The sequence below is a fragment of the Hyphomicrobiales bacterium genome, assembly GCA_016125495.1.
In the GTDB taxonomy this organism is placed as follows: Bacteria; Pseudomonadota; Alphaproteobacteria; order Rhizobiales; family RI-29; genus RI-29.
Genome location: WGLQ01000020.1, coordinates 13,130 through 28,680 on the forward strand (window position 1 = coordinate 13,130; position 15,551 = coordinate 28,680).

General features: G+C 65.2%; 14 protein-coding genes. 6 read left to right on the plus strand and 8 right to left on the minus strand.

Translation table 11 applies throughout. From position 1 onward, the window contains the following. Nucleotides 1-4: 4 nt before the first annotated feature. Both GC150_14250 and bchF read right to left on the minus strand, forming a co-directional pair. Entirely contained in the window at nucleotides 5-1,285 is a 1,281-nt protein-coding gene (locus GC150_14250) for a ferredoxin:protochlorophyllide reductase (ATP-dependent) subunit N (GenBank protein MBI1386063.1), read from the minus strand. Then, nucleotides 1,282-1,812: a 2-vinyl bacteriochlorophyllide hydratase gene (gene bchF, locus GC150_14255; protein MBI1386064.1), complete on the minus strand. Its 531-nt coding sequence runs from the start codon at nucleotides 1,810-1,812 to the stop codon at nucleotides 1,282-1,284. Before bchF ends, GC150_14250 begins: the two co-directional genes overlap by 4 nt. Before the next feature lie 215 nt (nucleotides 1,813-2,027). On the opposite strand from bchF, the gene GC150_14260 reads away from it, so the two are divergent. The 6 genes from GC150_14260 to GC150_14285 all read left to right on the plus strand — a co-directional run bounded on the left by GC150_14260 (nucleotide 2,028) and on the right by GC150_14285 (nucleotide 8,563). Then, nucleotides 2,028-3,017, plus strand: coding sequence for a hypothetical protein (locus GC150_14260; GenBank protein ID MBI1386065.1), 990 nt, complete (start codon nucleotides 2,028-2,030; stop codon nucleotides 3,015-3,017). Beyond that, the gene (gene ppsR / locus GC150_14265) at nucleotides 3,014-4,435 is read left to right on the plus strand and encodes a transcriptional regulator PpsR (protein ID MBI1386066.1); all 1,422 of its coding nucleotides are present in this window, start codon (nucleotides 3,014-3,016) and stop codon (nucleotides 4,433-4,435) included. The genes GC150_14260 and ppsR overlap by 4 nt, the downstream gene beginning before the upstream one ends. A gap of 248 nt (nucleotides 4,436-4,683) precedes the next feature. Then, the gene (gene chlG / locus GC150_14270; GenBank protein MBI1386067.1) at nucleotides 4,684-5,640 is read left to right on the plus strand and encodes a chlorophyll synthase ChlG; all 957 of its coding nucleotides are present in this window, start codon (nucleotides 4,684-4,686) and stop codon (nucleotides 5,638-5,640) included. Continuing rightward, nucleotides 5,637-7,031, plus strand: a complete 1,395-nt coding sequence (locus GC150_14275) for an MFS transporter (GenBank protein ID MBI1386068.1) — start codon at nucleotides 5,637-5,639, stop codon at nucleotides 7,029-7,031. Before chlG ends, GC150_14275 begins: the two co-directional genes overlap by 4 nt. A 3-nt stretch (nucleotides 7,032-7,034) precedes the next feature. Further along, entirely contained in the window at nucleotides 7,035-8,240 is a 1,206-nt protein-coding gene (locus tag GC150_14280; GenBank protein MBI1386069.1) for a geranylgeranyl diphosphate reductase, read from the plus strand. A gap of 41 nt (nucleotides 8,241-8,281) precedes the next feature. After that, nucleotides 8,282-8,563 carry a hypothetical protein gene (locus tag GC150_14285; GenBank protein ID MBI1386070.1) on the plus strand — a complete coding sequence of 94 codons (282 nt, stop codon included), beginning with the start codon at nucleotides 8,282-8,284 and terminating at the stop codon, nucleotides 8,561-8,563. A gap of 88 nt (nucleotides 8,564-8,651) precedes the next feature. Here the strand turns inward: GC150_14285 and GC150_14290 are convergent, their stop codons facing one another. The 6 genes from GC150_14290 to GC150_14315 form a co-directional block, all read right to left on the minus strand. Next, nucleotides 8,652-8,909 (minus strand): hypothetical protein, encoded by a 258-nt coding sequence (locus GC150_14290; protein MBI1386071.1) that lies wholly within the window; start codon nucleotides 8,907-8,909, stop codon nucleotides 8,652-8,654. A gap of 230 nt (nucleotides 8,910-9,139) precedes the next feature. Beyond that, a complete protein-coding gene (locus tag GC150_14295; protein ID MBI1386072.1) occupies nucleotides 9,140-9,757 on the minus strand; it encodes a response regulator in 618 nt (205 codons plus the stop codon). After that, nucleotides 9,741-12,242 (minus strand): GAF domain-containing protein, encoded by a 2,502-nt coding sequence (locus tag GC150_14300; protein ID MBI1386073.1) that lies wholly within the window; start codon nucleotides 12,240-12,242, stop codon nucleotides 9,741-9,743. The genes GC150_14295 and GC150_14300 overlap by 17 nt, the downstream gene beginning before the upstream one ends. Beyond that, nucleotides 12,034-12,738 (minus strand): hypothetical protein, encoded by a 705-nt coding sequence (locus GC150_14305; GenBank protein MBI1386074.1) that lies wholly within the window; start codon nucleotides 12,736-12,738, stop codon nucleotides 12,034-12,036. The genes GC150_14300 and GC150_14305 overlap by 209 nt, the downstream gene beginning before the upstream one ends. 55 nt (nucleotides 12,739-12,793) lie before the next feature. Further along, nucleotides 12,794-14,344: a phytoene desaturase gene (gene crtI, locus GC150_14310; GenBank protein ID MBI1386075.1), complete on the minus strand. Its 1,551-nt coding sequence runs from the start codon at nucleotides 14,342-14,344 to the stop codon at nucleotides 12,794-12,796. Then, nucleotides 14,334-15,377, minus strand: a complete 1,044-nt coding sequence (locus tag GC150_14315; protein MBI1386076.1) for a type 2 isopentenyl-diphosphate Delta-isomerase — start codon at nucleotides 15,375-15,377, stop codon at nucleotides 14,334-14,336. Before GC150_14315 ends, crtI begins: the two co-directional genes overlap by 11 nt. Between the last annotated feature and the right edge of the window lie 174 nt (nucleotides 15,378-15,551).

A 15,551-nucleotide genomic window follows, 5' to 3' on the forward strand; every position in this document is an offset into this window, starting at 1 on the left:
GACCCTAAATCCTGAGGCGCAACTTGCGCACGAGCGGGCGTGCGAACAACTCGGCAAGATCGGCCGCCTGCTCGAAGCCCTGGATCGGCGTGAAGACCAATTCGATCGACCATTTCGTCGTCATTTCTTCCGCCTCGAAGGGGTTGGCGAGCCCGAGGCCGCAGACGACGATGTCCGGCTCGTCAGTTCGACAGCGCGCGATCTGCCGATCGACATCCTGTCCCTCGCTGAGGCGCGTGCCGGCCGGCAGCATGGCCAGTTCGCTCTCCAACAGCTGGCGGTTGAGATAGGGAGTGCCGACCTCCGCGAGCTCCATGCCGAGTTCACGCGAGAGGAAGCGGGCGATCGGGATCTCCAACTGGGAATCCGGAAAGAAAAAGACCCGTCGCCCCTCGAGCTGTTCGCGGTAGCGTTGCGTGGCGCGGATCGCGCGACCGTGCGAGGGCCCGACCACCTGCTCGAAATGTCGGCCACCGACACCCCAGGCATCGGCTGCAGCCAGAAGCCACAGCCTCGTTCCCTCCGCTCCGATCGGAAAGGGCGCCTGCAGTTGGACCGCCCCACGATCGGCGAGCTCCATGGCGGTCCGCCCGAGGTAGGGCTGCGCCAGGAGCAGGCGCGTGTTCGGACCGACGGAGGGCAATTCGCCGGTGCGCTTTGGAGGCAGAAAGGCCACTCGGCGTATTCCGAGGGCTTCGAACAGCCGCGTGAACTGGTCCTCGACGACATCGGCGAGTGCGCCGACGACGAGCAATGCGGGCTCGGCGTCGGCGGGCGCGTCCTCCATCTCCGCGACGAGCGACGCGAGGCAAGCGTCTTCGCCTTCCGTGAAGGTGGTCTCGATGCCGCTGCCGGAGTAACTCAGAACGCGGATGGCAGGTCCGTGGCGGCTCGAGAGGCGGGCTGCGGCACGCCCGAGGTCGAGCTTGATGACCTCGGATGGGCACGAGCCAACGAGAAACAATAGTCTGATGTCGGGTCGGCGGGCGAGGAGTTGAGCGACGATCGAGTCGAGTTCGTCATTGGCGTCGGCGAGCCCTGCGAGATCGCGCTCCTCGATCACGGCGGTCGCAAAGCGCGGCTCGGCAAAGATCATGACGCCAGCGGCCGCCTGCATGAGATGGGCACAGGTGCGCGAACCGACGATGAGGAAGAATGCGTCCTGCATCTTGCGATGGAGCCAGACGATCCCTGTCAGACCACAGAAAACCTCTCTCTGACCGCGTTCGCGCAGGACGGAAGGCTCGGTGCAGGCGGCAGCTCCGATGTCCAGGGTGACGCTCAACGGATCGCCTCCATGCGACTCGAACCGGCGGAAAGAAAATCACCGTCGGGTTCGCTGGAGAGCCGCGCTGCACGCAGTTTTGCAAGGAACTGAAGTGCGTTGATCGCGTATGTCGAATAGGCGGCGAGCGCGAGGTACATGAGGGCCTGCGGCGCCAGAAGCTGGAAGACGAGCGCGACGAGGTAGGACGTGTGCAGCGCCAGAACCAGCATGCTGACGACGTCTTCCCAAAAAAAGGTCTCCGCGAAAAGGTAGCAGTCGAAAACCTCCTTCTCCCAGATGGAGCCGGTTATCATGATGGCATAGAGGGCGAGAGTCTTGGCGACGATGGAAGTGTTCGCAAGGTCTTGCCCGACACCCGTCGCCAGGAAGCGCAGGACGAGGGCAAGGCTCACCAGAAAGACGAGGAACTGGAGTATGGCGAGGATGCCTTGGACCTGCGTCCAGATCGAAGCGTCACGCTTTGCGCGCTGCTCGGGCGAATAGAGTGGGCGCCGTGTCGGAGTATGGTGCGCGTCGGACGGCATGTTCGCTCTGAGCTCGTTCGAGTGACTGGGACGAGCCTAGGTCGAACGAACGACGAGTGTCAATCGCATTTGACACTCTTTGAAATTGACACTTGCAATGAGATGCGGTGAGCCGTACCGTGACTTCATCGGCGCGCGTCTGAAGGAACGCTTGGCGCCCGGAATCCGGTCCGTCGCGAACTTTCTGCGGGCACCCGCGTGCCCAGGAGGCTGGCATGCCCGATCCGTCGGAGCAGAGCGGTGTGTACCTCGAAGATCGAAGCGATGGGCGCGAGGCCGCGACTTCGAGAATAATGGTGCAAGAGGGTGTTGCCTCTATGAGCGGCCGGGCCGGCGCGGCGCCCGAGTGCCGCAAATGCGCCGTCGATATTGGTCCGAGTGCGAAAATCGGCGCGCTGATCACCAACGATATCGTCCCGCGGCTCCGGGACGCGCATGCGCGCAACGCGGGCTCCCTCCACAATGGCGCTTCATCGAAGGTGTTGCGTGCGGGCCCGTCGGCAGCCGGCGGCCGGGTGATGAGCCGGATCGGGCGTGATCGTCTCGAGCGGTTCACGGGGTGTGTTGCGGCCGGCGACGGAAGCGGGGCGCGGGCGGAGATCGCATTCTGGCTGAAGCAGGGGTGTGCGGCGGACGATATCGCCATCGAGGCGCTGGGCTTTGCGGCGACGGTCTTCGGGGATGCCTGGCTTTCGGACCGGATGAACTTTTTCGAAGTCACGGTCCGCATGACGAGTCTGCATCTCCTGCTGCGGGAGCTGCCGTGCATGCCCACGGTTCATACGAACCGGACCCCGCGCTCCATCCTGCTGGCCTCCGTTCCGGGCGAGGGGCATGTTCTCGGCGTCGACATCGTCGCCTCGCTCTTTTCGCGGGCGGGATGGCAGGTTGCGCATCTTGCCGGCACCGCGACCGACGCGGAGCTGATCGCAGAGGTGGCGGCTGTCGGCTACACCGCAATCGGACTATCCGCCAGTACGCCGGAACTCCTCGCCGGGTTGACACGACTCTTGGTCGATCTAAAACGATACGCGGCAAATCCGGAGATGAGCATCATGATCGGCGGGCTGGCGGTGCGCGAGCGATCCGATGTGGCCTTCGCTGTGGGGGCTGACGCGGCCATCGCCGACGGCCGGCTCGCGGTTGCCAGCGCCAATGCCCTTGCGGACGAGCGCGCCGATCCGCGTGCCGGATGTCCAACATGACGCAACCAACGACCACGAAGAATTTCAGATCGGCCAAGCGGTTGCTCGGAGTCGTCGACGTCGATGGCGCCGCAACGGCGATCGCGGCGGCCTCGGACCTCGCCCTTATTCTGGACGCCAAGGGAACCATTCGTGACGTCGCCTTCCAGGGCGAAGGCTTTGCGCGCGATGGGTGCGCGGGCTGGGTCGGGCGCCCTTGGGGCGAGACCGTGACCGATGAGAGCCTACCCAAAATACGGGCCCTCATGGACGAGGCGAATGTCCGGCACGCGACCCAGTGGCGGCAGGTGACACATCCATGCCCGGACGGCTCGCAGTTCCCCATCCAGTACTCGACCTTGCGCATCGGCAGCAACGGCAACATCGTCGCGCTCGGGCGTGATCTGCGCACCATGGCGATGATGCAGCAGCAGCTCGTGGAGGCGCAGCAGTCGTTGGCCCGAGACTATGCTCGATTGAGGCAGATGGAATCGCGCTACCGGCTGCTGTTTCAGATCGCCAGCGAGGCTGTCGTCGTCATCGACCCTCAGAGCTTGCGCGTTCTGGAGGCCAATCCGGCGGCGACGGCACTGCTCGAGCGCCCGATCGACCGGTTGGTCGGCAAGCGGGTCGTCGACTGGTTCGACAAGGAGGACGCGCGCAAGCTTGCCGACGTCCTCAGTGGCGTCAGGCACAGTGGCAACCCGCAGACCGTTACCGTTACGCTCGCCAGCAAACCCATCGATCTCAACGTTTCCGCCTCACTCTTTCGTGGCGACAATACCTTGCATCTGCTGGTTCGCCTGACGACCGCCAGCGAGTTCACGGCAGGTCAGCCGGATGATAAATCGGCCCTCCTGGACATCGTCGCCAGGCTCCCGGACGGGTTCGTGATCACGGATGCCAAGGGCGAAATTCAGAGTGCGAACTCGTCGTTCCTCGATATGGCGCAGATCGCCAACGAGGACAGGGCGCGCGGGCAGAACCTCGAACAATTCATCGGGCGCTCTGGTGTCGAGTTCGGTGTGCTGATGGCCAACCTGCGCGACAGTGGCAGCGTTCGGCACATGCCGACGGTGCTGCGCGGCGCGCTGGGCATGACGGAGGAAGTCGCGATTTCGGCGGTCCGCGTGGGCGACGGGGCAAAATCCGTCTACGGCTTCACGGTGCGAGCAACAGGCCCGAGGCCGAGCACCGGACCCGCCTCGGCGAGTGCGTTGCCGCGCAGCACGGACAGCATGTTGGAACTGGTCGGCCGGGTGCCGATGAAGGACCTCGTGCGCGAGGCGACCGACATGGTGGAGCGACTCTGTATCGAAGCGGCGCTCGACCTGACGGATGACAATCGCGCTTCGGCCGCCGAAGTCCTCGGGCTCAGCCGCCAGAGCCTCTATGCCAAGCTGCGCCGCTACGGCCTCGGCGATCTCGACGAAGAGTAGGACACGGCCGGCCGGTTCCGGCGCCCCCCCCCCATCGCGAACTGGAAGCAAAGCACGGGCATCGCCTGCTTGCCGATCCGGACCGAGCGCGCACGCAACAGCGGATTGGCGCGACCCTCGATGGGCCGACGGTTCCACAGGCCCCATCCGGCGGCACCTTCAAGCCGTGCGCACGCCACCACCTCTGGCGTCGCGACAATATGTCAATTTTGATTGACATATTGGGGTGTCAATTTCATTCTGCGGCCATGAGCGAATTCGTTGTTACTCGAGCATCGCCGCGTGTCGCCGCACCGCCTGAAGGTCGGGTGTCGTCGCACCGTCAGACCCCCGCGCTCACAACCGTGATCGAACTCTTCAAACCGATAACCTGGTTTGCCCCCATGTGGGCATTCATGTGCGGTGTCGTCTCCTCGGGCGCTTCCTTTGCCGAGGCATGGCCACTGGCTCTCCTCGGCATTCTGCTCGCTGGCCCGCTCCTGTGTGCCACGAGCCAGGCTGCGAACGACTGGTACGATCGCCATGTCGATGCCATCAACGAGCCGCATCGACCGATCCCCTCGGGTCGGATGCCGGGCCGTTGGGGGCTCTGGATCGCGCTCATCTGGAGTGGCCTGTCGCTCGCGCTCGGCGCTGCTCTCGGCATCTGGGTATTCGTTGCCACCGCGATCGGCCTCGCGCTCGCTTGGGCCTACAGCGCGCCCCCCTTCCGGCTGAAGCGCAACGGCTGGTGGGGCAACGCGGCGGTCGGTGCCTGCTACGAAGGGCTGCCGTGGTTCACCGGCGCTGCAGCCGTCTCCGCCAGCATCCCCGACGAGCGCATCGTGGCCGTTGCCATCCTCTACAGCATCGGCGCGCACGGCATCATGACGCTGAACGATTTCAAATCGATCGATGGTGACACCGCTTGCGGCGTGAAGTCGCTGCCGGTGCAGCTCGGGGTCGACAACGCGGCGCGGTTGGCATGCTGGGTCATGGCCCTGCCGCAGGTCGTCGTGATCGCTCTGCTGATCGACTGGGGCCTCGGTTGGCACGGCTTGGCGGTCGCGGCACTCTTGGGCGCACAGGTTGTCTGCATGTATCGGATGGTCGGTCGGCCTGTCGATCTCGCTCCCTGGTACAATGCGACGGGCACCAGCTTCTACGTTGTCGGAATGCTCGCGACCGCGCTTGCCCTCCGTTCGATCGTCGGAGCGGGCGGATGACCGGCGAAATACTCCCCCACCTCGGATCGGGCCATCGTGGCCTTACCTGGCTCGGAATCATGAGGGTCGGGCTTGTTCAGGCGTCCCTCGGATCGATCGTCGTGCTCACCACATCGACGCTGAACAGGGTCATGGTGGTCGAACTCGGTCTTGCCGCGACCATACCCGGCGCCCTCGTCGGCCTGCACTATGGAGTGCAGCTCTCGCGGCCACGCTGGGGGTTCGGCTCGGACATCGGTGGATGGCGAACGCCCTGGATCATCTGCGGAATGGCGCTATTGGCATTCGGAGCATTGCTGGCGGCGCTCTCGACGATGTTGATCGGCTCGAGCCTTCCTGCGGGGCTCGCGCTCGCGACAGTCAGCTTCGTCATCATAGGCGTTGGCGTTGGAGCGGCGGGGACCTCGCTGCTGGCGATGCTCGCGGTCGAGGCTGCGCCGGAGCGCCGGGCCCCCGCCGCCACCATCGTCTGGCTGATGATGATTGCCGGATTCATCGTGACAGCGGTGACGGCCGGCAGTCTGCTCGATCCTTTCAGTCTTCCACGCCTCGTGGCGGTCACGGCTGGCGTCGGGGCAACCGCCTTCCTGGTGTCGGTTGCCGCGCTGCATGGTCTCGAGCGACGCTCGGTGCAGCGGTCCGCCACCGCAGCCTTCGTGCCCCAGAGCACACCTGCCGCCCAGCGCGAACCGTTCCTACCGGCGCTCCTCGAAATCTGGGCGGAACCCAAAGCACGACGCTTTGCAATTTTCGTCTTCGTCTCGATGCTTGCTTACAGCGCGCAGGATCTCATCCTCGAGCCTTTCGCCGGGCTCGCCTTTGCGATGACGCCCGGCGAAACGACGAAGCTGGCCGGCACCCAGCATGCCGGTGTCTTCGTTGGCATGGCGATCGTCGGATTGATCGGCGGCGCCTTCGGTGTTCGGGACGCGCGAACGCTGCGAGGCTGGACGATCGGCGGCTGCCTTGGCTCGGCGCTGGCGCTGTTCGGCCTCGCACTTGCCGGTCATGCCCAAGGGGATTGGCCGCTCTCGGCCAACGTCTTCTGCCTCGGTGTCGCCAATGGCGTCTTTGCCGTTTCGGCGATCGGCTCGATGATGGGGCTCGCCGGCGAGGGGCGACGCGCGCGCGAGGGAACGCGCATGGGCATTTGGGGCGCGGCGCAGGCGATCGCATTCGGAATTGGTGGTCTCCTCGGAACGGTGCTCGTCGATGTGGTCGGATCGTTTGGCGTCGCACCGAACGCGGCCTACGCGGTCGTCTTTGCATTGGAGGCCGGGACGTTCGTTGTCGCGGCGGTCCTGGCGGCGCACATCGAGGCGGTCGGGGTGCCTGAGCAAGGGCTCGTACTCGCCCGCAATTCGCCTGGCATGCGATCGATGAGGGAGTAGGTCATGGTGAGCCGCGAAACGCTCTATGATGCCATTGTCGTCGGCGGCGGCCCCGCCGGAGCGACCGCGGCCGAAACTCTCGCGCGCAATGGACGCCGCGTCGCGCTCCTGGATCGGCAGGGGCGCATCAAGCCGTGCGGGGGAGCCGTTCCTCCTCGCCTCCTCGAGCAATTCACCATCCCCGAGGAACTGGTGGTCGCGCGGATCGGAACGGCGCGGGTCATCGCCCCCTCGTCGGCGTCGGTGGACATGGTCATCGACGGAGGTTCAGTCGGAATGGTCGATCGCGAACATTTCGATGCCTATCTACGCGATCGGGCGGCGCGAAGTGGAGCGGTTCGGCTCACGGGCCGGTTCCGCGAACTCGCGCAGTTGGAGGATGGCACCGCCGAAGTCGTCTACGAGGGGCTCGGCAACGAGACATCGGGAGCCCTCCACCGGGTGCGAGCGCGCTGCATCATCGGAGCGGACGGGGCGCGATCCGCGGTGGCCGCGCAGGCCATGCCGGCTCAAGGCAATCCACCTTGCGTCTTTGCCTATCATGAAGTGATCGAGGCTCCGTCCGCCGGGAGTGGGGCGTTCTATGGCGCCGAACGGTGCGACGTCTACTACCAAGGGCATCTCTCACCGGACTTTTATGCCTGGGTTTTCCCGCACGGCGCGACGGCGAGCGTCGGGGTCGGCAGCGCACAAAAGGGCTTTTCCTTGCGCGGCGCGGTTCGCGAATTGCGCGCGACATCGGGTCTCGACGCGTCGATCACGGTGCGGCGTGAAGGGGCGCCGATACCGCTCAGACCGCTCAGGCGCTGGGACAACAGGCGTAATGTGGTTCTCGCGGGTGATGCGGCGGGCGTCGTTGCGCCTGCCTCCGGCGAGGGCATCTACTACGCGATGCTAACGGGCCAGTTCGCCGCAGAGGCCGCCGAGGCTTTCCTCGAAACAGGCAGGCCTCAGGCACTCGCCATGGCCCGCAAGCGCTTCATGCGCGAGCACGGACGCGTGTTCTGGATCCTCGGGATCCTGCAGCACTTCTGGTATCGCAATGACCGACGTCGCGAACGCTTCGTGGCGATATGCCGTGATCCGGACGTGCAGCGCCTGACGTGGCAGTCGTACATGCACAAGAAGCTCTCGAGGGCGAACCCGCTTGCTCATGTCCGCATCTTCCTGAACGATCTCGCACACCTCCTGGGAATGCGGCCGATATGACCCCGCGCAATGCGTCGCCCCTTGAAAGCCGAGAGGGATGAATGCCAGAGGCCTTGCCATCGACCTGGATCGTCGATTTGATCCTCATGTTGATGCTCGCAGAGCTGGTGGCCCTGACGGTCGCGAGACAGCTCTGGGGACGCGGGCCAAAATTCGCCGACGTCGCGCCCAACCTCGCGGCAGGGGCAGCCCTGGCGGCAGCGCTGCGAGCCGAACTCGCGGGGGAGCATTGGTCGTGGATGGTGGCTTGCCTTACGGCGAGCCTCGGGTTCCACCTCATCGACATCACCCTGCGGATGCGGACGACGGCGAGAGAGCCCTGACCGGCGTTCTCGATCAATTCTTGGAATTCAGGCGCGTGCCAGGGCGCGGCACGGGAAGCGTCTGAGACAACCGGCTTTCGGCGCCAGGTCACGCTTCGTGCGATTTCCTGCGCGAGCCTCCATGTTCTCCGTTCGAAGGAGCGATCGAACCGATATCGCGGTCCGTTATCATCCGGTACGTGCGTCCGATGTCGTCGAGCAGACCCCGCCGCACCAGCTGGCGCGCCGCCTCGTGGGTACTTTCGATGGCATTGGCCACCCGCCAACCTTCCAGCGCCGCCATTTCCTTGTCGGTGAAATTCACGATGACGCAGTTCTTGTTGACCGGCGAGCCCTCGTCTTGCATCGCACCCTCCCTTGCCACGCAATGGAGCTTATCGTCGCTCCTGACGCGCGGACTTCGGTGGTGGATCGGGAGAGGTCCATGCCAACTACCCGAGGAACACTGCCAAATGACGACGAGGCCACCCTTTCCACCGAACCAACGACATTAAAGCGTGCGTCGCCTCCAGCGTCTATAAGTGGAAAATACGTATCCTGGAGCCTCCGGAGCTAATCCACGATCAGAACTCGGACTCACTTGCCGATCTTGAGCATCATCCGCACAATGTCAGAGAGGCGCGACGCGCCCATCTTTTCGCGAATGTGCGCCCTGTGAATCTCGACTGTCCTCTGGCTCAAACCGAGTTCTCCCGCGATCTCCCGATTGCTGCGACCGAGGATGAGGTGGTCGACCACTTCGCGCTCGCGATCGGTGAGGCTTTCATAGCGACGAAGGATGTTTTCGACCGGCTCCGGTGCAATGCTGCGCTTGCAGGCCACCTGGAGGGCCGAATCGAGAGCGCGCAGGAGTTGATCCTCGGATCCGGGCTTCTCGATGAAGTCGATCGCTCCGGCGCGCATTGCTTCTACCGCCGAGCTGATATCGCCATGCCCCGTCAGGATGATCAGCGGGATGTCCGGCGCGTTGCGTCGCAAGTGACGCTGCAAATCCAGCCCCGACATCCCCGGCATGCGCAGATCGAGAAGCACGCACTGGTGGCCCGCCCCCGAATGCTGGGCCAGGAAGTGCTCGGCCGACTCGAAGGATGATACGGAATAGCCATGCGCGAGGAGCAGAGCGCACATGGATTTGCGGACAGCCGCGTTGTCGTCGACGACGTTGACGTGGAGGTCCCTAGCGGCTTGTGCCATCACCCGCCTCCATGATGGGTAATGAGAACACGAACTTGGCACCGGACTGCGTCGGCTCCAGCCAGATGCGACCGGAGTGGGCCTCTATGATGGTCCGGCACAGCGACAGCCCGATCCCCATTCCGAACTTCGATCTGCTCTGGAACGGTTCGAAAAGCACGTCGCGGATCTCGGGGTCGACGCCACAGCCGGTGTCACTCACCGAAACACACACCTGGTCGCGCGCAGCCCAGGCCGCAATCACGAGCTTTCGCTGGGGCGAGTCCTCCATCGCAGTGATGCTGTTGTGTACGAGGTTGAGCACCACTTGTCCGATCTGAACCGGGTCGGCCAGAACGCGCGGCAGGTTTGCGTCGAACGCCAACTCGAGCGTCGGGGGCGGCCCCTTGCCCGAGTTGAGACCGGCACCGAGCCCCTGGCGAATGGCGACGTCGAGATCAATATAGTCACAAACCAGTTCACCGCTCGCGATGAAGTCACGCAGCCGGCGGACCAGCTCGGCAGCCCGCGCCGCCTCGGAGACGGTCTCGGAGATCAGATCATCGAGCAGGTCCGGAACCGCGTGCCCGGACGCCCGCAGCATCTGGCGACAGGCATTGACGTAGTTGGTGACGGCGGCCAGCGGCTGAGTGAGTTCGTGGGCAAGTGCAGAGGCCAACTCGCCGAGGGCGCCTTCGCGCGCGGCATCGAGCAGTTCGAGACGCAAGCGCGCCTCGTGGGCCTGGGCTTCCTTCTGCGCTCGAACGGCCTCGCGCTCTCGTTCCAGACTGTTGAGCGCGAAAAGGGCGCGCCGGAGAATGCGGAGGGCCTCCTTGTCCTGCGGCGTGAACGGGCGACTGCGCCCAACGCGCTCCTCGCGCCAGAGAGCGAACGAACCGCGCGGAGAAAGCCGGATGGTGCCGTCGGCTAGGCGCTGCTCGAGCTTCTCCGGCTTGCCGGCCCACCGGATCGTCTCCTCGAAGTGGTCGCGGGTCAGCAGCATGAAGTCGGCCCGGTCCTCAGACAGCTCGAGCAATGCCGCCCCGGCTGCGGCCTTCCACTGTTCCGGGTCGAGAGCGATGTCATCCGAAAGATGGTCCGTCACGAAAACCCCGTTCGTGCAGCGCTGGATCAGTTCATCACAGTTGAACAGGGGGACGGGCACGTTGCCACGCACCATCGTCCTCTCACCGACCCGCAGGACGAGGCCGGACGCGCCGATCAGGTTGCGAACCATGAGCGAACACCTCTCGACGGCACCGCCGAGGCCGTTGTAGCGGCGCGCGGCCTGCTCGAGCGAGAAGGCGACGCGTTCTGCCAGCACACTCTGACGCAGCTTGGTGCGGTTCTCGATGCTCTGGAGCAGGGTCGAGATCATCACTCCGAGAAGCTCGCAAAGCCTGAGGCGGCTCGATGGCACCTGGTGCGGGCTGTAATGGTGGCAGGCGATCAGCCCCCAGAGGCCGGCGTTGCTCACGAGCGAGATCGAAAGGCTGGCCGCCACGCCCATGTTCCGCAGGTACTGAACGTGCACCGGGGCGACGGCACGCAACTTGGCATGGGTGAGGTCGAGGGGCATCCCGCTCTCGGCATCGACCGCGACGCCTTGCTCCGAGACGATGGCGATCGGTCGCGCATCGATGTCGGGAATCGTACGGATGACATTCAGGAGAAAATGGCGTCGCGCCGGATCGGGGATGTCGGAGGCCGGATAGTGCATGCCGAAGAAACTGTCCGGTCGACCCGTTGCCTCGGCGATGACCTGGCCGTGCTGGTCCTCGGCGAAGCGGTAAACCATGACGCGATCGAAGCCCGTGACCTCACGGATGAGGCTGGCACTGATGCGTGCCAGTTCCTCGATACGGTCGGCCCTTGACAACTTGCTGATGATCCGGCGTCGCAGTTCCTCCTCATAGTACAGTCCGATCGGAGCAGGGTCGGGGCGCATGAATTCGAGGATCACGAAACCGCGGTGGCGGTGCGCGAGGCATTCGAGTGGAGTTTCTTGTAAGGCGTTGGTGACCTTGATGAAGACCGGGTTGTAGGCATGTGGTGTACCCGGCTCCAATGGAAACGCCGAGATCATCGCCCAAGTGGACTCACCGAGGACTTGCGCCAACGGGCGCGAAAAAACTTCCTCGAGGCTCACCGGAAGATAATCTCCGATGTTCCGGCTGGCATAGACCACCTCGAGGTCGCCTTCGCGTGCTGCGAGAAGGGCTCCTTGCGGTTGGACGTGGCCGATGAGATGGATCGGCTCGGTGTCGCAGGCGTATAAGTCGACGGGCTGCATTTCATCACCACCCGGGCAGTCGTGTCGAACCGCATCCGGTCGCGGTGGCCGCAAGAGAGCCGAGACCATGGCTTTCACCCGCTGGTGCGAGCAAGTGCTCCGCCAGCGTCGAAAACGTCCGGCAGGCGGCGGTGACCGCCGAAAGCCGGCCGTCGTCGTCGAGGGCAACGCGGTCCAAAAGTGCGACCGTTGCCTTCCAACGCTGCGGACCATGGCTTCGGCACCATGCCCAATAAGATTCCGGCGCGAACTCGGCAGAAAAGAACTTCCGGCAGTTGGGCTCGAGCACAGCGCCTCCGAGGACCGACCCCTCGACGACATAGAGAACTCCGATGAGCGCGCCGAGATCGTCGATGGCGGGCAATTCCGGCTCCCGTCGGGTCGCCGATCCGAAGATGTAAGTGGCATCGTCTCGGGCGGTGAGTGACGCGAGGTCGCCAGCCAGCAGCTCGGCTCGGGGGGCATAGTCGAACGGGGCGATCAACGCGTCCGAGGATGCGCAGGCCTCCACGACAAGGCGATCGAGTGCTCGGTAGTAGGTCAGGAAGCGTGCCGTGAGGTCGATGAACGTGGAGCGATCGATGCTCGCCTCTCCGAGCTTGGCGAGCGCAGGAAGACTATCGAGCCGCTCGTGCAGGGCGCGCGTCTCCTCACGCAGGACGTGGCGCAATCTGGGGGCCGGCTCCAAAGTCAGAGGCACATCATCCATGGCTGCCTACCTCGCGCGAACATGTCCTCGAGCGTCTGCCGTCTCAGCGGTTCCGTCAATGGCTGCATGACCGGTCGACGAGGTCCTTGGCGCACGGGATGAGGCGGTCGAGGACCTTGGCCGAACAGAGCACGCCGGGCATTCCGGCGCCCGGGTGCGTGCCCGCGCCGACGAGATATAATCCTCGAGGCCCCTCGGCGCGATTGTGGAAGCGAAACCAGGCGGACTGGGTGAAGTGGGGAGCCAGTGAGAAGCCAGTGCCCTGGAAGCTCAGGTAGCGCTCAGCGAAATCCTCGGGTGTCATGTAGAAATCTCCCGTGATCGACTCGCGAAGTCCCGGCAGGATCGTACCGTCGAGAGCCGACACGATGCGCTCGCGCAGGCGCGGCCCCTCGCGCGACCAGTCGATGCCGGCCCCGAGGTGCGGAACCGGACAGAGCACATAGAAACTGTCGCACCCTGGCGGAGCGAAACTGGGATCGGTCGCCGTCGGGCGATGGAGGTAGAGCGAAAAATCGTCGGCCAGCACCTGGCGTCGGTAGATGTCGTCGAGCAGACCGCGAAAGCGCTCCCCCATCCAGATCGTATGGTGTGCAACGTCCGGGTAGGTTCGCCGGGTTCCGAAATAGAGCACGAAAAGCCCCATCGAGAGGCGCGCGAAGCGCTGCTTGAGGCGGGCGCTCGTTCGCGTCTCGCCGCTCGCCAGCATGGTTCCAAAGAGGTGCATCGGGTCGGCATTCGAGACGATGATGTCGGCCTCGAGCGTGCTGGCATTGTCGAGGGTGACGCCCGTCACCCGGCCATCGGAGACGAGGATGCGTGTGACGGTCCGCCCGAGGCGAAGTCGCGCGCCCCGTTCCGCAAGGAGGTCGACGAGGGCCCGCACGATCGCCCCGGTGCCGCCCATGGCGAATTTGATCCCGTCGCGGCGCTCGAGGAAGTGGATCAGCCCGTAGATGCTCGTCGTCTGGAACGGACTTCCGCCGACGAGCAGGGGTTGGATGGAAAATGCCTCGCGCAGCCGCGGGTTGCGAAGGTAGCGGCAGACCATGCGCCAGACGGTGTCGTGGGCGCGCAGGCGCAAGAGCCGACCCGTCTGCCCGAGCATGGCACGGACGTCGTGGAACGGGACGTCGGAGAGGTCCTCGAAACCGGCTTCGTAGAGCTTGCGGGAATGCTCGAGGAGGCGCAGATAACCGTCCGCGTCGGCAGGCTCGAAACGCCTGATCTCGGCGAGTGTGTCCTCGACGGTGCCGCCGTAGTTGAAAACCGAGCCATCGGGGAACCGGAACCGGTACCAGGGGTCGAGCGGTACGAGCCTGACCCGGTCAGCCATGCGCACGCCCATCAGCTCGAACAGTTCCTCGAAGAGTGCCGGCGCGGTGATGACCGTCGGTCCGGCGTCGTGCCGAAAGCCGTCCCGCTCGAAGACCTGGGCCCGGCCACCCGGCTCTTGCTGGCGCTCGACCAAGGTGACGCGGTAGCCCTTCGCGAGCAGGCGGATGGCGGCGGCCAGACCTCCGAAGCCGGCGCCGATGACGACCGCGCGCGGCCCCGTGGCCGAGCCTTGGCGTGCATGCTCCTCTGCGACGACATCAAGTGACACGGTGGGGCTCCAGCAGTTGCGCCGTGCCGAGCGCCCTCAGATCACGGCTCGCCGTGCAGAAGCACACGATGCGCAGTTGTTCGATGACCACCTCGAGCTGTTCGACGAGGCGTTGCGGTCCCTCGACGGCTCCCGCGAGCAGGGCGGCGGCCTGGCCAGCGAGATCGGCCCCGAGCCGGAGCGCCTTGGCCGCGTCGATGCCCGTACGTATGCCGCCCGATGCGATGATCGTGGCCTCGGGGCATGCCGCGCGCACGGCGAGCACCGAGTCCGCGGTCGGGATGCCCCAGTCGCGGAAGGCGATGGCGATGGCACGCGCACGGCTGTCGCGTGCCCGTTCGGCTTCGACCGCGGCCCAGCTCGTGCCGCCCGCGCCAGCCACGTCGAGGATCGAGACGCCCGCATCCACGAGCTGGCGGGCGACCGGGCCTGACAGGCCGTTCCCAACCTCTTTGACCACGAGTGGCACGTCCAGGCCGCGCGCCAGTCGCTCGATCTGCCCGAGGACGCCGCCCCAGTTGCGATCTCCACCGCGCTGAACCGCCTCTTGCAGCGGATTGAGGTGGACGATCAACGCATCGGCCTCGATGGACCCGACCGCGCGTTTGGCGCGTTCGAGCGGGTCGGGCCACTGGATGAGCTGGGCGGCGCCGATGTTGGCGAGAATTGGCACGTCCGGAGCGAGCCGGCGCAACGATGCATCGAGGCCGGGCATCGCTCGGGTCCCATCGAGTGCAACACGCTGCGAGCCGACGCCGAAGGCCACCCCGACCGCGTTTGCGGCCTCGGCGATGGCTTGGTTGATGTGCTCCGAGAGATGCGGCCCACCGGTCATCGAGCTGACGAGGAGCGGGGCGGCGAGGCGGCGCCCGAGGAACGTCGTCGAAAGATCGATCTGGTCGAGATGGAGTTCCGGCAAGGCCACGTGCGCGAACGAGACGCTTTCCAAGCCGGTCGTGACCCGACGCGCCTGCACGTCGCCCTTCAATACGGCTTCGATATGCTCGGCCTTGCGTTCCAGTATTTCGTCCATATGGGTTCTCGCACGGGCACGGCCGAGCGGTCGATTCCGCTGGTCGTCCGGCCCCTCAACACACTACGTGATCGTCTCGGCCGCAGATCAAGTTTTTCACGGACCTGCGAGGACCACGCGGCAGACGACGGAAACCGAGGCGCTCGAGCCCGCGCCGCGACCGAGGCGCGTGGT